We start from the raw sequence: 16,786 nt of genomic DNA, 5'->3' as shown, positions 1-16,786 counted from the left end.
AAAAAAAGCAGGTCTAGTTTTAGACCTGCTTTTTTTATGACACTTGCGGGTGCTGGCTATTCGTTAAGCAGCATTTCCTTCCTGTTAAGCCTGTGCGGCATCTGCTTTCTCACCGATCACGCCGAGCTCTTGGCCAGCTTCGATAAAGGCGGCGATGGCTGCGTCGAGGTGCTCCTGCTCATGTGCGGCAGACAGCTGCACGCGAATACGCGCCTCGCCTTTCGGTACGACAGGGTAGTAGAACCCGATGACATAGACACCTTTCTCCAGCAGCTTTTCCGCCATTTGTTGGGAAAGTTTCGCGTCGTAGAGCATGATTGGCACGATGGCGTGTTCTCCAGGTTTGATGTCAAAACCTGCGGCTTCCATTTTTTCACGGAAGTAGCGGGTATTGGTTTCTAATTTGTCGCGCAGCGAAGTACTCTCCATCAGTAGCTCGAACACTTTCAGGGAAGCTCCGGTGATGCTTGGCGCTAGGGTATTCGAGAAGAGGTAAGGGCGTGAGCGCTGGCGCAGCATATCGATAATTTCCTTTCTTCCCGAGGTAAAGCCACCGGAAGCGCCGCCAAGGGCCTTTCCAAGGGTGCCTGTGATGATGTCGATTTTACCCATGACACCGCAGTGCTCGTGCACGCCGCGGCCGGTTTTGCCCATAAAGCCAGTGGAGTGGCATTCGTCAGACATGACGAGCGCCTGATATTTTTCTGCTAGGGCCACGATTTTATCCAGCTGCGCGATGGTGCCATCCATAGAGAAAACCCCGTCGGTGACGATGATTTTGTTTTTAGCCCCTTTGGCCTCGGCCGCCTGCAGCTGCGCCTCTAGGTCTTCCATGTCGTTATGCTTATAGCGGAAGCGCATGGCCTTACAGAGGCGTACCCCATCGATGATGGATGCATGGTTCAGGCATCCGAGATGATGGCATCTTCAGGGCCGAGGATAGGTTCGAACACACCTCCGTTCGCATCGAAGGCCGCCGCATACAAAATGGTGTCTTCCGTGCCTAAAAATTCCGATATCTTCGCTTCGAGGGCCTTGTGGATGTCTTGCGTTCCGCAAATGAATCGGACGGAGGATAGCCCAAAACCATGGGTGTCGATGGCACGCTTCGCCGCCTCGATCACCTCAGGATGGGAGGAGAGGCCTAAGTAATTATTCGCGCAGAAGTTAAGCACTTCCTGACCATTTTCGAGACGAATGCGTGCCGCCTGCGGTGAGGCGATCACGCGCTCACGCTTGTAGAGGCCAGCTTCTTCGATTTCTTTTAGCTCTTGCTGTAATTTGGGTTTTAGGGTATCAAACATAAAGGATGCTTTTTAAGTCTTATTTAGATAAACTGATTATTTCCAGCAGGGTTCCGCCCGACAGAGAATTCCCACAGAATCATCGGAAGTGCGTGAAAATTGAGGATAAATCTTTAATTTTGTTCTAAAATATTCCCAAATATACGAAAAATTCTGCTCATAACCTGCGTTAGGAGTAGGGTCTAGAAAAGAGAGAAATGGATAAAATCTTGGTTATCGGGGCGGGGGGGCAGCTAGGCTCTGAGCTCACCCAGGCGCTGGCCTCCACCTATGGCGCGGAGCAAGTTATCGCCACGGACATTAATGCCCAAGCGGCCTCAAAATTTGATTTCTGCCAGTTCCGTCCTTTGGACGTGATGGATCAGCGCGCTGTGCGGGAGCTAGTGGTGCAGGAAAAGGTGAGCCAAATCTATCATCTCGCGGCGGTACTTTCGGCCGTCGGGGAGCAAAAGCCGCTTTTCGCCTGGCAGCTGAACATGGACAGCTTGCTTTATATCCTGGAGCTGGCCCGTGAGCTAAAGCTGGACAAGGTGTACTGGCCTTCTTCCATAGCCGTTTTTGGGCCCAACACTCCGAAGCAGCAGACCCCGCAGTACTGCGTGAAGGAGCCGAATACGGTTTATGGTATTTCGAAACAGGCGGGAGAGCGCTGGTGTGAGTATTATTTCCAAAAGTATCAGGTGGACGTGCGCAGCCTGCGCTATCCGGGACTGATCGGTTACAAGGCGCTGCCAGGAGGTGGTACGACGGACTACGCAGTGGACATCTACCATAAGGCCATCGCGGGCCAGCATTTTGAGTCTTTTTTACGTGCAGATACGGCGCTGCCGATGATGTACATGCCCGACGCGATTAAGGCGACTTTAGATCTGATGCATGCTCCTCGGGAGCAGGTACGTGTGCGTTCGAGCTATAACGTGGGGGCTATGAGCTTCACGCCGGAGGAAATTTACGCTTCTATCCAAGCCCATCACCCGGACTTCACAATCTCTTATGCCCCGGATTTCCGCCAGGCGATTGCGGACTCTTGGCCGGATAGCATCGACGATACCGTGGCACGAAGGGACTGGGGTTGGGCGCCACAGTATGATTTGGCGGCGATGACAGAAGATATTTTGACCCACCTGCCGCATTTCCGCTTCGAGACGACGGACATGTAGCTGGATTTTGGCCCTGGGGCCAAAGGCTGAGCCAGAAGCAAAGAATGATAAGGGAATGCCTGCGGGTGTTCCTTTTTTTATGGGCGCCTTGTGAGCCTGTGATGCGGCGCAGGTCTGTGAGCCTGTGAACGGGCTTTCGCGGGCGTAATGAGGGGGGCGTATTGGAGAGGGCGGACATTCTGCGTACCTTTGAGAAAAAAAATCAGCAGGCATGATTTCAGTGGATCAGATTACAGTAGAGCACGGTGGCCAAGCACTTTTTAGTGAGGTCTCTTTTTCGATTAATGAAAATGATAAAATCGCCCTGATGGGCAAAAATGGGGCGGGGAAGTCCACCATGATGAAGATTATCGCGGGCATCGCCAAGCCCACGCGCGGTCAGGTGTCTGCTCCGAAAGAGGCCGTAATCGCCTACCTGCCGCAGCACCTGCTGACCTCTGATGACTGCAGCGTCCGCGAGGAGGCAGCGAAGGCCTTCGCATCTTACCTGGCCATGAAAGCCGAGATCGACCGTCTGAATGATGAGCTCACCCTACGCAGCGATTACGACTCAGAGGAGTACTATGCCATCATCGAAAAGGTGTCCGAGCTGAGTGAAAAGTTTTATGCCATCGAGGAGGTTAACTATGAAGCGGAGGTGGAGAAAGTTCTGCTTGGGCTGGGCTTTTTACGAGAGGATTTAGATCGACCTACCGATACGTTTTCCGGGGGCTGGAGGATGCGGATCGAGCTGGCAAAAATTCTGCTGCAAAAGCCCGACTTGATTCTGCTGGATGAGCCGACGAACCACCTGGACATCGAGTCGATCCAGTGGCTGGAGGAGTTTTTAAAGGAGCGGGCGAAGGCGGTTATCGTGATTTCGCATGATCGGGCTTTCGTGGATGCGATTACGAACCGGACGATCGAGGTGACGCTGGGTAGGATTTACGATTACAAGGCGAATTACTCCCATTACCTGACGCTACGGCAGGAGCGCCGGGAGCAGCAGCAAAAACATTTTGAGGAGCAGCAGAAGTTTATTGCCGAGACTACGCAGTTTATCGAACGCTTTAAAGGAACCTATTCGAAAACCCTGCAGGTACAGTCCCGTGTGAAAATGCTGGAAAAATTAGTGCCTGTGGAAGTGGATGAAGTGGATAGCTCCGCACTTCGCCTCCGCTTTCCGCCTTCGCCGCGCTCTGGCAAGTATCCGTTAATCGTGGAGGAGCTTAGCAAAAGTTATGGCGAGCATGTGGTGTTCAAGCAGGCGAGCATGATCATCGAACAGGGGCAGAAAATCGCTTTTGTCGGAAGAAATGGCGAGGGGAAATCCACCATGATTAAAGCCATCATGGGCGAAATTCCTTTTGAGGGCAAATGCGAACTGGGCCATAATGCTAAAATTGGGTACTTTGCCCAGAACCAAGCTTCGCTGCTGGATGAAACCTTAACGGTGTTCGAGACGATCGATCAGCTGGCAGTAGGGGAGATTCGAACGAAGATAAAAGATATTTTAGGCGCTTTCCTCTTTCGGGGGGATGCCATTAATAAAAAGGTAAAAGTGCTTTCCGGGGGTGAAAAAACGCGCTTGGCGATGATTAAGTTGCTTCTGGAGCCGGTGAACTTCCTCATTTTGGATGAGCCGACAAATCACCTAGACATGCGGACGAAGGACATCATAAAAGATGCCTTAAAGGCCTTTGATGGGACGCTTATCGTAGTCTCGCACGATCGAGACTTTCTGGATGGCCTAGTGGAAAAGGTTTTTGAGTTCGGCCAGAAGCGGGTGCGCGAGCATTTCGAGGATATTAATGGCTTCCTGCGCGCGAAAAAGATGGAAAATCTAAAAGAAGTGGAGCGTAAGAGCTAAGCAGGAACAAACGGGTTGGCTTGATAGTTGTATAGACACGAATTAAGATCTAAACCAATTATTATGGCACAGCAACAAGCCTTATTAGCGCCCTTAGACATGGGGCCTATTACTTTAGCGAACCGGGTGGTGATGGCCCCGATGACACGTAGTCGTGCGGCGAATCCGGAAAAAGCTCCTTTCGATTTACATGCTACCTATTATAAGCAGCGTGCGTCTGCTGGATTAATTATTACAGAGGGTGCGCAGATTTCTGAGCGTGCAGTAGGCTACATTAATACGCCGGGAATTCATACCGATGCCCAAGTGGCAGGATGGAAGCAGGTAACAGAGGCCGTACATGCTGCTGGAGGTAAAATTTTTATCCAGCTGTGGCATGTAGGGCGCATGTCGCATCCAGATTTTCATGGGGGCGAGCTTCCCCATGCGCCGTCGGCCATAAATCCGAATGCCCAGTCTTTTACTCCAAAAGGGTTTAAAGATACGGTTACGCCGAAGGAGATGAGCTTAGAGGAAATCAAGCAGACCGTTTTTGACTATCAGCAGGCCGCTAAGCGCGCTATGGAAGCTGGATTCGATGGCGTGGAAATTCATGCCTCTAATGGCTACCTCCTCCATCAGTTCTTCAGCCGCACCTCTAATAGCCGTGTGGATGCTTATGGAGGCTCGATTGAAAATAGAGCACGCATCCTTTTTGAGGTGATAGACGCCATCAAGGAAGTGATGCCAGAAGAGCGCATTGGCGTACGCCTAAACCCCTCTCTGCATGGGATTTTCGGCATGACACTCGATGAAGAGACGATTCCTACCTTCGATTACATCATCGAGTCCTTAAATCGGTATAAGTTGGCTTACCTTCACCTTTCTGAGCCTTTTAATGATGTATCCGACGTGCCGCACGCAGAGCCTCAGATCGCGCAGCGTTACCGACCTGTGTATAAGGGCACGCTGATTATTAATGCGAATTTCGATCAGGAGAAGGGGAATGCCTACATTTTAGAAGGGCTGGCTGATGCGGTGGCCTTCGGCAAGCCGTTTATCTCGAATCCGGATTTAGTGGAGCGCTTCGCGCAAAATGCCCCACTAGCGGAATGGGATGAATCTACCTTCTATACGCCGGGTGCGAAGGGTTTTACGGATTATCCTTCCCTGCAGGAGGCGCAGACAGAAAAATAAGAGAAAAAGCCTTGGCGATATACATCGCCAAGGCTTTTTTTATGCTTCACTTTGTTCGGCCATCCTCGCTTTAATCGTCTCTGGATCAAAACCCAGCGTGATGCTGCCATCAGGATATGCGATGATGGGACGCTTGATCATGCTACTTTTTTCGGTGAGCACCTTTAAAGCACCTAGGTCGTCCTCCACGGCCGCCTTGGCAGCAGCGTCCAGCTTACGATAGGTCATGCCTTTTTTATTAATCACAGCATCCAAGCCGGTTTTGCCGATAAACTCACGCAGTAGGTCTTCGCTGGGAGCCGCTTTTTTATAGTCGATAAACTCGTAATCCACGCCCTCTTCTGCTAAAAAGTCAAAGGTCTTTTTCATCGTGGAACAGTTTTTTATTCCATAAACTTTAAGTGTCATGTGTGTAGTTTTGGTTGGTTCACTTATAAAAACGCGTTTAACTGCTGAAATGTTCGGTTGGGCGCTGTTCTTCCCTTTTGTCGTGGTTTCGCTCTGATTTTTATGTATGCTTGCAAGCTTTTATGTATATTTCCAAAAATATGTTTGTTGATGGAAAAGCCAGCCGAAGATTTTCCCCTTTATGCTGATCCCATACCCGGTCCCGATGAGCACGTGCACTGCTTAAACTGCGGCCACCGCTTTGCGCCGAAGGCGAATTTCTGCGCACACTGCGGCCAAGGGAATAAGCCGCGCCGGTTACAGGTAGGGTTGCTGCTAAGTGATTTTTTAGAAGGGTACATGAACTGGGAAGGCAAGCTGTGGAAGACCTTTCCGCTCCTTTTTTATCGGCCCTGGCAGCTGACGATCGCTTTTCTTTATGGGAGGCGGAAGCGCTATATTCATCCCGCGCGGCTCTATTTATTTACTTCTCTTTTTTATTTTTTCACCGTCAGTCTGCTGGTTCCTACTGATGTCATCGACACTGCTTTTCAGCGGGCAGATGCACTCGGGATTCAGATGGGGGGTGGAGCTGATGATGGGGAGGCAGAAGGGGTAGCTGCTAGCTCCACGCGGCAGCGGTATTTTTATCTGCGGCAGCGGGCGATAGATCCGGACGTTTCGCTAGAAGCCTTTCAGGAAAGCCTCTCCGAAACTATGAGCTGGGACAGCAGCTATTCCCCCATTGTATCTGTGGAAGGCTTACGACGTTTTTTTGCGAATAGCTCCACGTATGTGGGAAATGTTTTGCGCAATTTACCCCTGATGATGTTTGTGCTTCTGCCCATTTTCGGCTTGCTGCTCGTGCTGATGCTGTGGAGGCGGCCCTTTTTCTACGCCGATCACATCATTCACGCCTTTCATATCCATGCTTTCGCGTACCTCTTTTATGGTTTGGCTTTTATCTATAATTATTTAGGGTGGGTTGGCTCGGATTATGCCGCATGGTTTTCGTTTTTTTGGGTGAGCATGCTCGGTTTTGGCTCGCTGAAAAAGGTGTATCGACTGGGTTTTTGGTCCACGACCTGGCGTTTTATCCTTCTCGGTACCCTGTATGGAAGCGTCTTACTTCTGGCGTTAGGCTTGGTTTTTTGGCTCACCTTCCGGTACCAGTAGGGATAAGGGCGGTGCGTTCGTGTTTTTTGCCCGAAGCAAAGGCAAAGCGCCTCCCCTCAAGCACTGGCTCAGGCATGGATGCTGGAGTAGGCCGAAAAAGGTGGAGGCGCTTTTTAAGGTGTTTCTGGGAGTTAAGAAGGGTTTATTCCCACTCGATCGTCGCCGGCGGTTTAGAGGAAATGTCGTACACGACGCGGTTTACTCCTTTTACGCGGTTAATGATTTCGTTTGAGATTTTTCCGAGGAACTCGTAGGGCAGGTGGATCCAGTCTGCTGTCATGCCGTCTACGGAGCCGACTGCGCGGAGGGCAACTACCTTTTCGTAGGTGCGTTCATCGCCCATGACGCCTACGGACTGAATGGGAAGAAGGATCGCTCCAGCTTGCCACACCTGATCGTATAGGCCATGGCTTTTTAGGCCATCGATAAAGATGCGGTCTACCTCTTGGAGTGTTTTTACTTTTTCGGCGGTGATATCTCCGAGGATACGGATGGCTAGGCCAGGTCCCGGGAAGGGGTGGCGGCCGATGATCGTTTCTGCGATGCCGAGGGCGCGACCTACTTCGCGTACTTCATCTTTAAAGAGGGTGTTTAGGGGTTCTACTACCTCTAGTTTCATGAAGTCGGGCAGGCCTCCTACATTATGGTGCGACTTGATAGTGGCAGAGGGGCCTTTTACAGATACGGATTCGATTACGTCTGGGTAGATGGTGCCCTGGCCGAGGAATTTTACACCTTCGATTTTATTGGCTTCATCGTCGAACACCTCGATGAAGGCATTTCCGATAGCTTTTCGTTTTGCTTCAGGGTCGCTAATGTCTTTTAGGGCGGCATAGAAGCGGTCTTTGGCGTCCACGCCGATGACATTTAACCCCATGTCCTTATACGAGTCGAGGACCTCTTCGAATTCATTTTTGCGCAGCAGTCCATTATCTACGAAGACGCAGGTCAGCTGGCTACCGATGGCCTGATGGATGAGGGTGGCGGCCACGGAGGAGTCCACCCCACCGGAGAGGCCCATCACTACCTTATCGCTGCCGATGCGCTCTTTCAGGGCGGCGACGGTGGTTTCGATGAAGAGGTCGGAGGTCCAGTCTTGGCTACAGCCGCAGATGCCTACGACGAAGTTACGGAGTAGGTTTTTTCCTTCCAGGGAGTGCGTTACTTCCGGGTGAAACTGGATGCCGAAGGTCTGTTCGTTTTTTACTTTAAAGGCGGCAACCTCAACGGCGCTGGTGCTGGCGATGATTTCGAAGCTTCAGGCAGGGCTTTTATCGTATCACCATGTGACATCCAAACCTGAGAGCCATGCGTCATTTCTTTTAGAAGTTCCTGATGCTGGTCGAGGTGATCGAGGGTGGCGCGGCCATATTCGCGAATTTCAGAGGGGAGTACTTCGCCCCCGTACTGCTGGGCTAAAAGTTGGGAGCCATAGCATACGCCAAGTAGGGGAAGTTTTCCGCGGAATAGGTCTAGGTTGACATAGGGTGCATCTGCATCGCGTACGGAGCAGGGGCTGCCGGAAAGGATGATGCCTTTCGTTTCGGGGCCGATCTCTGGGATCGCGGTGTAGGGGTGAATTTCACAGTACACATTCAGTTCGCGCACGCGCCGGGCGATCAGCTGGGTGTATTGGGATCCAAAATCGAGGATGAGAATTTGTTCTGCCATGCGCAAAGGTACATAAGCCCAGTGAAATGGAAAAAGAAAGGGCTAAAAAACGGGAGGATATTTTGTTTTCCCTGTTAGGCCTCTGGCGCTTCCTGATCATGGTCTTCTCTGGCGTCGACCTGTTCGCCTTCGAAGAGGGTTTCTAAAGGGACGGCATGGCGTCCTTTTTCTTCGCTCAGGTAGCGGGCAAAGGCGTGGGTGCTTCCATGGGTCAGGTACACGGTTTCTGCGCCACTGGCCTCGATGGCTTGGTTTAGCCCTTCCCAGTCGGCATGATCGGAGAGGACAAATCCCGCATCGGCGGCTTTGCGCCTGCGCGTGCCTCGGATATTCATCCATCCTGAGCAGATTCCGGTACGGTAGGGGGAGAATTTTTTCGCCCAGGGGCTGTTCATGGCTGCGGGAGGGGCGATGATGCAGGCGCCCTTTAAGGCTGATTTCGGGGTGTCTCGCGTAACGAGGGTGGCTTCGGGTAGTGGGATACCGTTCTCTTTTAGCGCCTCATTCGTATGGTGAATGGCGCCATGAACGAAGATGGGGCCAATGCTAGCATCGAGGTGCTTCAGGATGCGCTGGGCCTTGCCGAGGGAGTAGGCGAAAAGCAAAACATTATATCCTGCAGCGGCCTGTGTGGCCCACCAGTTGTTGATTTCCGCCATCAGTTGCTGCTGCTGAGGCCATTTATAAATCGGCAGTCCGAAGGTGCATTCGGAGACGAATTCATGGCAGGGCACGGGGGTGAAGGGCGTGGCCAGGCCATCGTCTTCCACTTTATAGTCGCCACTGACTACGGCCACGCGCCCCTTATGGCTCAGTCTGATTTGGGCGGAGCCCGGAATATGTCCTGCGGGATGCAAGCTGATTTCTACTCCATGCCGGAAGATAGACTGGGCGTAGGGGACAGTTTCCAGTGAAATGTCTGCGCCAAGGCGCAATTTTAATACCTCACGGCTATCTTCATGTGCCAGATAGTGCTTCATGCCCCAGCGGGCGTGGTCGGCATGTGCATGCGTGATGATGGCGCGCTCTACGGGTCTCCAGGGTCGATAAACAGGTCGGCTGGCGGGCAGTACAGGCCTTCGGGGCGAAGTTCTAGAAGCGGGCTTTGCATGGTTTAGATGACGGAAAGGGGGCGATCCGGTTTCGGGTAGCTCAGGCGTGCGAGGCGCTGGCCGGTGTAGTATTCGTCCAGACCACTGACGGTAACCGTTTCGAGCGCTTGTAAGTCGATAGAACCATCCTCGCGTAACCCTTTCTCCGCGATAAAAACGTGTTCGATGGCCCCTACGACGAGGACGGTTCCATTTACGGTTAGTGTCTGGTGTTCCACGTAGCGGCAGGCCACCTGCAGGGGGCTCTGGTCCACGAAAGGCGCTGGGAAGTCTGCTTTGTAGGCTTCCGTGAGCCTGTGGCCTCGAATTCGGATCCTTCATAGCGAGCTGCGGTCTGATGGGCAGCCTGGTAGAAAGCTGGTGTCACATGGTTTAGGGTAAACACCTTAGTAGCCAAAATATTTTCCAGGGTATGGCGGACTACAGTATGCGGGCGGAAGAGAATTCCGACTAGTGGGGGCGAGGCCCCAATGTGGAAAACCTGAGAAAAGGGGGAGAGATTACTTATGCCCTGTTCGCTTTTCGTTCCGATGAGGTTAAGGCTTTTATAGCCCGATAGGCCATTAATAAAGTCCCTCCGAAAATCAGAGGGACCAGTAAGTAGGGCGTCTTTCGTGTAGTGTAGCATGGGCTTAGCGCGCGATAGCTTCTTCTATGGAATCGCAGTAAGCGATGTCTAATTGATCGATGATATTATCCGGGTTTTGGGCCATGATCTGTGCTTTGGCGATCTGCACCATTTTTTCAAACCACTTTTCTCTGGGCAGTATCTTGCGATGCTGCTGGAGGCCATACACCAGCATGTCCTTTTTCCAGTGTAGGAAGTACCACTCCATACTGGGCTGGTGAAAGGCACGGAGGCACGTTTATCAAAAATGAACTTTTGATAGCCTCCTTCTTGGATGGTCTCACTTAGGGTATTAAACGTTTCCTTAAAGTCTTCTATCGGCACATAATCTGCTAATAGGGTACAGATAATCATACCCTTTTCCTCGTTTTTATAGGCCTTCGAATAGCGCCCTTCAAATATGAGTTCGAAATCTTTGATTTCCTGTATTTCTGTAGGTGAATTCATGATTTTCAAGCAGTTTAGTGGAAAGACCTATTTTTAGATTGCTTTTGCTTTTCTACCTCATCTCTGAAGTGATCCAGATTTTCCTCTAATTTAATCGCATATTCTAAGGTAGTCTTCATCAGTTCCTGTTGGGCGGAAATCTGCTCTTTTAATCGGTCTAATTCTTTATTCATGTCTGCCAGCTTACCCTCATACTCTTTTCTTAGTCCTTTCCTTTTCCAGTCGGGCCTTTTTTAATTCTTCCTTGAAAATCAAAAATGATTCCGGTGGAGTCTTCATAATCTCGTACTTTAAACTTGGGAGCATTCCCTTTCTCTCTACACTTTGTCTAACCCAATTGTTTGCTGTTATTTACATACCTTTAATGGCTGACATACCGCCGTCTGGATGTAGGATCTGGCCTGTCATCCAGGAGGAACCCTCGCTTAATAGGAAGTAAGCCGCAGAGGCCACATCTTCAGCTGTTCCATATCGGCCCATGGGGTGACGTTTATTCGAGGCTTCTTTTTTATCCTCTGATCCAAGTAACTGCGCGGCTAGCGGGGTGTCCGTTAGCGAGGGCGCTACTGCATTCACGCGAATCTGGTTCGGTGCCCACTCTGCTGCCAGAGAGCGAGTCAGACCTTCTACAGCTCCTTTCGCCGCTGCTATGCTGGCATGGAAGCCCAGTCCGACTTGGACGGCTACTGTGCTGAAGAGCACTACAGAGGCGCCTTTCGCCGCCTTCAGGGGCTTCATGCATGCCTGAAGAACCTTTACAGCGCCGAGTGTATTGATTTCAAAATCCTTTTGAAAGTCTTCTATTTTAAATCTGTGGAAAGGTTTCAGGTTAATGCTTCCTGGGCAGTACACCAAGCCATGCACGACCTCAGGGAGTCCATCGATACTGCTGAATTCTTCGGTTACATCTAATTTTCCGGTGCCATCACCGCTTCGAGAGTAGCTGAATACATGCGCTCCAGCCGCTTCTAATTGTTTTTTTAGGGCTTCTCCTATGCCTGTATTCCCGCCTATTATGACGATATTCCTGTCTTTCATATACGTTATTCCTTTACTATAGTTAATCTTTTGCTGCGCAAAATGTTTTGGTATTATCAGGTTAATGTGTGGTAATATGCATCGTGTAAACTTCTAGGAATGATGTAATTTCCTGTTGTGGGTTAAAAATAAATCCCGCTCACTGTTGCGAGCGGGATCCGAATCTACCTGTTGGGTAGGTAATAGTTGGTTAATTTATTTCCCTAGCGTGATGTACTTCATGAATTCTGCACGCTTTTCTTCCTGCTCGAACTGCCCACTGTAGTAAGAGGTCACAGTGGCACTATTCACATCTTTAATTCCTCTAGAGCTGACACACATGTGGTGTGCGTCGATGACTACAGCGATATCTTCTGTGCCCAGCATTTCTTTTAACTCATTCCCGATTTGCATGGTGAGGCGCTCCTGCACTTGCGGACGCTTCGCAAAATATTGTACGATTCGATTAATTTTAGAAAGACCGATTACCTTACCGTTTGAGATATAGGCCACATGGGCTTTTCCGTAAATCGGAACGAAGTGATGCTCACAGTTGGAGAAAAAGGTAATATCCTTCTCTACCAGCATTTCACTGTAGCGGTACTTATTCTCAAATAACTTGATGTCTGGTTTATTTTTCGGGTCGAGACCTGAAAATACCTCTTGGACATACATTTTAGCTACTCGCTGTGGAGTACCTCTAAGGCTGTCATCACTTAAGTCGAGTCCTAATATGTGCATGATTTCCTTGAAATGCTTGGCGATCAGCTCCATTTTCAGCTCATCATCCATTTCGAAGGCATCTGCTCTAAGAGGCGTCTCTGTCGACGTGCCGATGTGCTCATCGCCCATCTCATCGATGTCTTGCATCGGCTTACTTCCCGTCGTATTCAACATAGTTTCTCTCTGTTTCATATAATCGAATCATTAAGTCGTACTTAGAATCTAATTTTTCTTTTAGAATATTCCATATAACCACAGCCATGTTCTCGGCTGTAGGGTTAAGGTTCTTAAATTCATCGGTATCTAAATTTAAATTTTTATGGTCAAATTTATCGATAACGTGCTCTTTAATCAGGTCACTCAGGACCTTCATATCACATACATAACCGGTTTCTGGATCGATTTCTCCTGTTACTTTCACATGTAGGTCATAGTTATGACCATGGTAGTATTCATTATTACATTTGCCAAAAGTGGCTTCATTCTTTTCCTTGCTCCAATTCGGATTATGCAGCTTATGGGCAGCATTAAAATGCTCTTTTCTAAAAACGGATACTCTCATAGTCTACTAAACAGTGGGGTGGTGTGTTTGTTTAATTTTAGGCATTAATACTTAAACAAAGTAACGTAGCGTATTGGTTCACTGGGAGCTACTAATTCCTGATTCTTTTTATTTGCCTGCATGCGGTACTTTACTTTCGAGCGAGTTCTTTTGGTGCACTTTTTCGAATGGTCCTAGGCAAAGCGCTTTTCGTGTCAAGAATCAGGTCATAAACGCAATTTCTTTAAACATAAGTTCATGATTTCTTGTAATTTTGGAAAAATGAACCTTAGCTTGCTTTTACTTCCATTCCATGTCTCTACGTAATCACCTTTACAGTTTGTTTTTATTTCCGCTGATTCTGTTGAACTATTCACCAGAAACGCTTTACGACTTGCCGCGTGAGCAGGAGATTCTACCCGTGGCCGAGGAAGTGCATGAGGCTTTTTGGTCTGCTCTGACGGCGGTATATGCGCAGGAGGAGCTGCCCAGTCAGGAGGTGCTGGCCTTTGCGTTAAACGGAACTGTACGCATCGCTGAGGAAAGAGGAGAGGCATACGAGACGTTAACGGTCATCGATTTTTCTAAGCCTTCGGATGAAAAGCGTCTTTGGGTCTTCGATATGCAGACGAAAGCGCTTGTCTTTCATTCTTTAGTGGCACATGGCCGACAGACAGGGGAGCGTTATGCGCGCCACTTCTCGAACCAAGTGAATTCGTATAAAAGTAGCTTAGGTTTCTATAAAACTGCAGAGACCTATCAGGGCAAGCACGGTTATTCCCTACGGCTCGATGGGCTGGAACCCGGCATAAACGATGCTGCACGTGAGCGAGCAGTAGTGATGCATGGGGCCGACTATGCGGAGGAAGATTTTATCCGGGCACACGGTCGCCTTGGTCGAAGTTTAGGTTGTCCAGCTATTCCACGCGCGCTGGCTGCTCCCTTATTAGGGTACATTCAAGAGCGCGGGCTCCTCTTTATCTACGCAGAAGAGCCCACTTATTTAGAGCAGTCAGCATTTATTGCTGCACTTTAATCTGCTTTGCGCAAGCGTTCTGCACCCGAAACGATGTGCAAGTCGCGCTGCGGGAATGGGATTTCCACCCCTTCCTCTGTAAAGCGTTTAAAAATTTTGTAGTAGAGCTCTGATTTCAGGACTTTTGGCTTGTTCGTAAAGTCGGTGGTCCAGACACGCATATTAAAATTTAGGCTGCTGTCGTCGAATTCGTCGAAGAGAATGTCTGGGGCGGGTTCTTTTATTACTCCGGGGTGTTCTAGGGCGATCTCCATGAGGATTTTTCGGATGTGCTCTGGATCTTCCTTGTAGGACACGCCCACGGGGAAGTTAAAGCGCACCATGCGATCGTTATGGGACCAGTTGATGACTTCGGAGTCGATAAAATAGCTGTTCGGAACGATGACGGAGATGTTGTCATTCGTCGTAATCGTCGTGGAGCGGGCAGAGATTTTCACGACATCACCGGTGACATTAGCCACCTCGATGCGATCCCCTACCTTTATGGGGCGTTCGAAGAGAATGATGAGACCTGAAATGAAGTTATTGGTGATGTTTTGGAGACCAAAACCGATACCCACACCGAGTGCACCGGCTAAGATCCCGAAGGCACTGAGATCGATTCCATTAGTCTGTAAGATCGAAAAAAAGCCTGCGATTAAAATGATATACTTGATGATGGTGCCGATCGACTGCCGTGTTCCCTGCTCGATTTGATAGCGCGGAAGCACACGGCCGACGAGGGTTTTTTTTATCCATTCTGCTACGAGGAGCAATAAAAATACGGAGAATACGAGTGTAAGTAAAAGACCTACAGTGAGATAGGAGTCTTCTGTCATGCTGAACAGTTTAAACTCCATAAGATGGCGTAGCCAATCAAAAACAACCATAGTGTAAGATTTTAAGTATACAGGTAGTAAGTAAACGAAATTTTGATTGTTAAATGTTTACTTCCATTCGGTATTAATCGGAATATAAGGCCATTTTCCCTTTTGGCAGCAATTTTGTTCCGAAATAAATGATTAATTTTGTTTTTATGAGCAAGCAGAAAGAAGAGTTAGAGCATCGCTTAAAGCTCCGTAATATTAAATTAGCTGACTACGACGACATTCGCGACATCATGGTTTCCATTTATAAGGAGCCAGGAGGTGCATGGACGCGTGAGGAGCTGAAGAATCAGCTCAAAGCTTTCCCTGAGGGTCAAATTTGTATAGAAGATAATGGTAAAGTCGTGGCTGCTGCGCTTAGTTTAATCGTCGATTATGCCCGCTTCGGCGATAACCATACCTATGACCAAATCACGGGGTATGGGAAGTTCGACACCCATGATGATGAGGGAGATACGCTCTACGGGACGGATGTTTTTGTGCATAAAGATTATCGGGGCATGCGCTTAGGGCGCCGTCTGTATGATGCGCGAAAGGAGCTTTGTGAGAACCTAAATCTCCGTTCGATAATCGCGGGTGGCCGGATTCCGGGTTATTCGAATTATGCTGAGCAGATGTCGCCGCGTAAGTACATCGATCAGGTGAAGAGCAAAGAAATTTTTGACCCTGTTCTCTCTTTCCAGCTGGCTAATGAGTTTCACGTGCGCAAGGTGATTACTCGTTACATGCCGGAGGATAAGGATTCCCGGGCCTATGCGACCCTCTTAGAGTGGATTAACATCTACTACGAGAAGGAGGAAAAGCTGATCGGGAATAAAAAGACCATCGTGCGTTTAGGGCTGGTGCAGTGGAAAATGCGTCGCTTTAACACAGTCGATGACTTGATGCAGCAGGTGGAGTTCTTCGTAGATACCGTGTCGGGCTATAAGTCCGACTTCTGTCTTCTGCCCGAGTTTTTTAATGCCCCGCTTTTAGCAGAGTTTAACGATATGGATGCCTCGGAGGCCATTCGAAATTTGGCAGATTACACAGACGAAATCGTAACGCGTATGCGTGATCTGGCGCTCTCGTATAACGTGAACATCGTGGCGGGGAGCATGCCGGAATACGACGGTAAGAAGCTACGTAATGTGAGCTACCTCTGTCGCCGCGATGGTACTGTAGACAAGCAGTACAAGCTGCACATTACCCCCGATGAGCAGGCCTACTGGGGGCTTCAGGGAGGTTCCGGCATCCGCGTGTTTGATACAGATGCCGGTCGTATCGGGATACTGATTTGTTATGATGTAGAGTTTCCGGAGCTGGGACGCATTTTGGCTGAGCAAGAGATGGATATTTTGTTCGTGCCCTTCTGGACAGATACGAAAAATGCCTTTTTGCGCGTGAGCATTTGCGCGAAAGCGCGGGCGATCGAAAACGAGTGCTATGTGGCCATTACGGGCTCGGTAGGTAACCTTCCGAAAGTAGAAAACATGGATATTCAGCATTCGCAGTCGGCTATTTTCTCGCCTTCCGATTTTTCTTTCCCGCATGATGCGGTGGTGGCGCAGGCCTCTGAAAATGCGGAGACGACGATCGTGGCGGATGTGGATCTGGACCTGCTCACGAAGCAGCGTAAGGCCGGTCTCAGTGCGAAATTTAGAACAAAGAAGATTAGATTTATATTCCGTTCAGTGGAAGAAAAGAAAATAAT

The 16,786-nt window shown here is 49.5% G+C and carries 15 protein-coding genes and 3 pseudogenes; 6 read left to right on the top strand and 12 right to left on the bottom strand.

Features of this window, described 5'->3' with window-relative positions; genetic code table 11:
- Positions 1-84: 84 nt before the first annotated feature.
- Positions 85-1,304, bottom strand: a pseudogene (kbl, locus tag A3SI_RS13035) (glycine C-acetyltransferase).
- Between the two features lie 197 nt (positions 1,305-1,501).
- Between kbl and A3SI_RS13030 the strand changes: the two are divergent.
- The 3 genes from A3SI_RS13030 to A3SI_RS13020 all read left to right on the top strand — a co-directional run bounded on the left by A3SI_RS13030 (position 1,502) and on the right by A3SI_RS13020 (position 5,489).
- Positions 1,502-2,464 carry an NAD-dependent epimerase/dehydratase family protein gene (locus A3SI_RS13030; RefSeq protein WP_009056590.1) on the top strand — a complete coding sequence of 321 codons (963 nt, stop codon included), beginning with the start codon at positions 1,502-1,504 and terminating at the stop codon, positions 2,462-2,464.
- A gap of 211 nt (positions 2,465-2,675) precedes the next feature.
- A complete protein-coding gene (locus A3SI_RS13025) occupies positions 2,676-4,313 on the top strand; it encodes an ABC-F family ATP-binding cassette domain-containing protein (protein ID WP_009056589.1) in 1,638 nt (545 codons plus the stop codon).
- 63 nt (positions 4,314-4,376) lie between these two features.
- The gene (locus A3SI_RS13020; protein ID WP_009056587.1) at positions 4,377-5,489 is read left to right on the top strand and encodes an alkene reductase; all 1,113 of its coding nucleotides are present in this window, start codon (positions 4,377-4,379) and stop codon (positions 5,487-5,489) included.
- Between the two features lie 39 nt (positions 5,490-5,528).
- Here the strand turns inward: A3SI_RS13020 and A3SI_RS13015 are convergent, their stop codons facing one another.
- Positions 5,529-5,897, bottom strand: a complete 369-nt coding sequence (locus A3SI_RS13015; protein WP_040670920.1) for a Spx/MgsR family RNA polymerase-binding regulatory protein — start codon at positions 5,895-5,897, stop codon at positions 5,529-5,531.
- Between the two features lie 150 nt (positions 5,898-6,047).
- Between A3SI_RS13015 and A3SI_RS13010 the strand changes: the two genes are divergently transcribed.
- Entirely contained in the window at positions 6,048-7,052 is a 1,005-nt protein-coding gene (locus A3SI_RS13010) for a DUF3667 domain-containing protein (protein ID WP_009056583.1), read from the top strand.
- A gap of 142 nt (positions 7,053-7,194) precedes the next feature.
- Here A3SI_RS13010 and guaA read toward each other — a convergent pair.
- From guaA to A3SI_RS12970, 9 genes and pseudogenes are all read right to left on the bottom strand, one after another.
- Positions 7,195-8,723, bottom strand: a pseudogene (guaA, locus tag A3SI_RS13005) (glutamine-hydrolyzing GMP synthase).
- 74 nt (positions 8,724-8,797) lie between these two features.
- Entirely contained in the window at positions 8,798-9,739 is a 942-nt protein-coding gene (locus A3SI_RS13000) for a ligase-associated DNA damage response exonuclease (protein WP_316929206.1), read from the bottom strand.
- Positions 9,740-9,837: 98 nt separating this feature from the next.
- A complete protein-coding gene (locus A3SI_RS20995) occupies positions 9,838-10,053 on the bottom strand; it encodes a hypothetical protein (protein ID WP_238531757.1) in 216 nt (71 codons plus the stop codon).
- Positions 10,035-10,463 (bottom strand): flavin reductase family protein, encoded by a 429-nt coding sequence (locus A3SI_RS19020; RefSeq protein WP_238531756.1) that lies wholly within the window; start codon positions 10,461-10,463, stop codon positions 10,035-10,037. The genes A3SI_RS20995 and A3SI_RS19020 overlap by 19 nt, the downstream gene beginning before the upstream one ends.
- A gap of 4 nt (positions 10,464-10,467) precedes the next feature.
- Positions 10,468-10,671 carry a hypothetical protein gene (locus tag A3SI_RS20990; protein WP_009056576.1) on the bottom strand — a complete coding sequence of 68 codons (204 nt, stop codon included), beginning with the start codon at positions 10,669-10,671 and terminating at the stop codon, positions 10,468-10,470.
- Positions 10,672-10,924: 253 nt separating this feature from the next.
- Positions 10,925-11,083: a hypothetical protein gene (locus tag A3SI_RS20985; protein WP_009056575.1), complete on the bottom strand. Its 159-nt coding sequence runs from the start codon at positions 11,081-11,083 to the stop codon at positions 10,925-10,927.
- 178 nt (positions 11,084-11,261) lie between these two features.
- Positions 11,262-11,948, bottom strand: a complete 687-nt coding sequence (locus A3SI_RS12980; RefSeq protein ID WP_009056574.1) for an SDR family NAD(P)-dependent oxidoreductase — start codon at positions 11,946-11,948, stop codon at positions 11,262-11,264.
- Positions 11,949-12,143: 195 nt separating this feature from the next.
- Positions 12,144-12,842, bottom strand: a complete 699-nt coding sequence (folE, locus tag A3SI_RS12975) for a GTP cyclohydrolase I FolE (protein WP_040670916.1) — start codon at positions 12,840-12,842, stop codon at positions 12,144-12,146.
- Positions 12,802-13,212 carry a 6-pyruvoyl trahydropterin synthase family protein gene (locus A3SI_RS12970; protein WP_009056571.1) on the bottom strand — a complete coding sequence of 137 codons (411 nt, stop codon included), beginning with the start codon at positions 13,210-13,212 and terminating at the stop codon, positions 12,802-12,804. The genes folE and A3SI_RS12970 overlap by 41 nt, the downstream gene beginning before the upstream one ends.
- A 343-nt stretch (positions 13,213-13,555) precedes the next feature.
- Between A3SI_RS12970 and A3SI_RS12965 the strand changes: the two genes are divergently transcribed.
- The gene (locus tag A3SI_RS12965; RefSeq protein ID WP_238531755.1) at positions 13,556-14,227 is read left to right on the top strand and encodes a murein L,D-transpeptidase catalytic domain family protein; all 672 of its coding nucleotides are present in this window, start codon (positions 13,556-13,558) and stop codon (positions 14,225-14,227) included.
- On the opposite strand, the gene A3SI_RS12960 is transcribed toward A3SI_RS12965, so the two are convergent.
- Positions 14,224-15,045 (bottom strand): mechanosensitive ion channel family protein, encoded by an 822-nt coding sequence (locus A3SI_RS12960; protein ID WP_394330378.1) that lies wholly within the window; start codon positions 15,043-15,045, stop codon positions 14,224-14,226. The genes A3SI_RS12965 and A3SI_RS12960 overlap by 4 nt on opposite strands.
- Before the next feature lie 197 nt (positions 15,046-15,242).
- On the opposite strand from A3SI_RS12960, the pseudogene A3SI_RS12955 reads away from it, so the two are divergent.
- Positions 15,243-16,785 (top strand): annotated as a pseudogene (locus A3SI_RS12955) (GNAT family N-acetyltransferase).
- Position 16,786 lies beyond the last annotated feature (1 nt).

Origin of the sequence: Nitritalea halalkaliphila LW7 (assembly GCF_000265075.1) — a bacterium.
GTDB lineage: Bacteria > Bacteroidota > Bacteroidia > Cytophagales > Cyclobacteriaceae > Nitritalea > Nitritalea halalkaliphila.
Note: the sequence above shows the minus strand (reverse complement) of the source record. Positions and strands in the feature narration are given on the sequence as shown.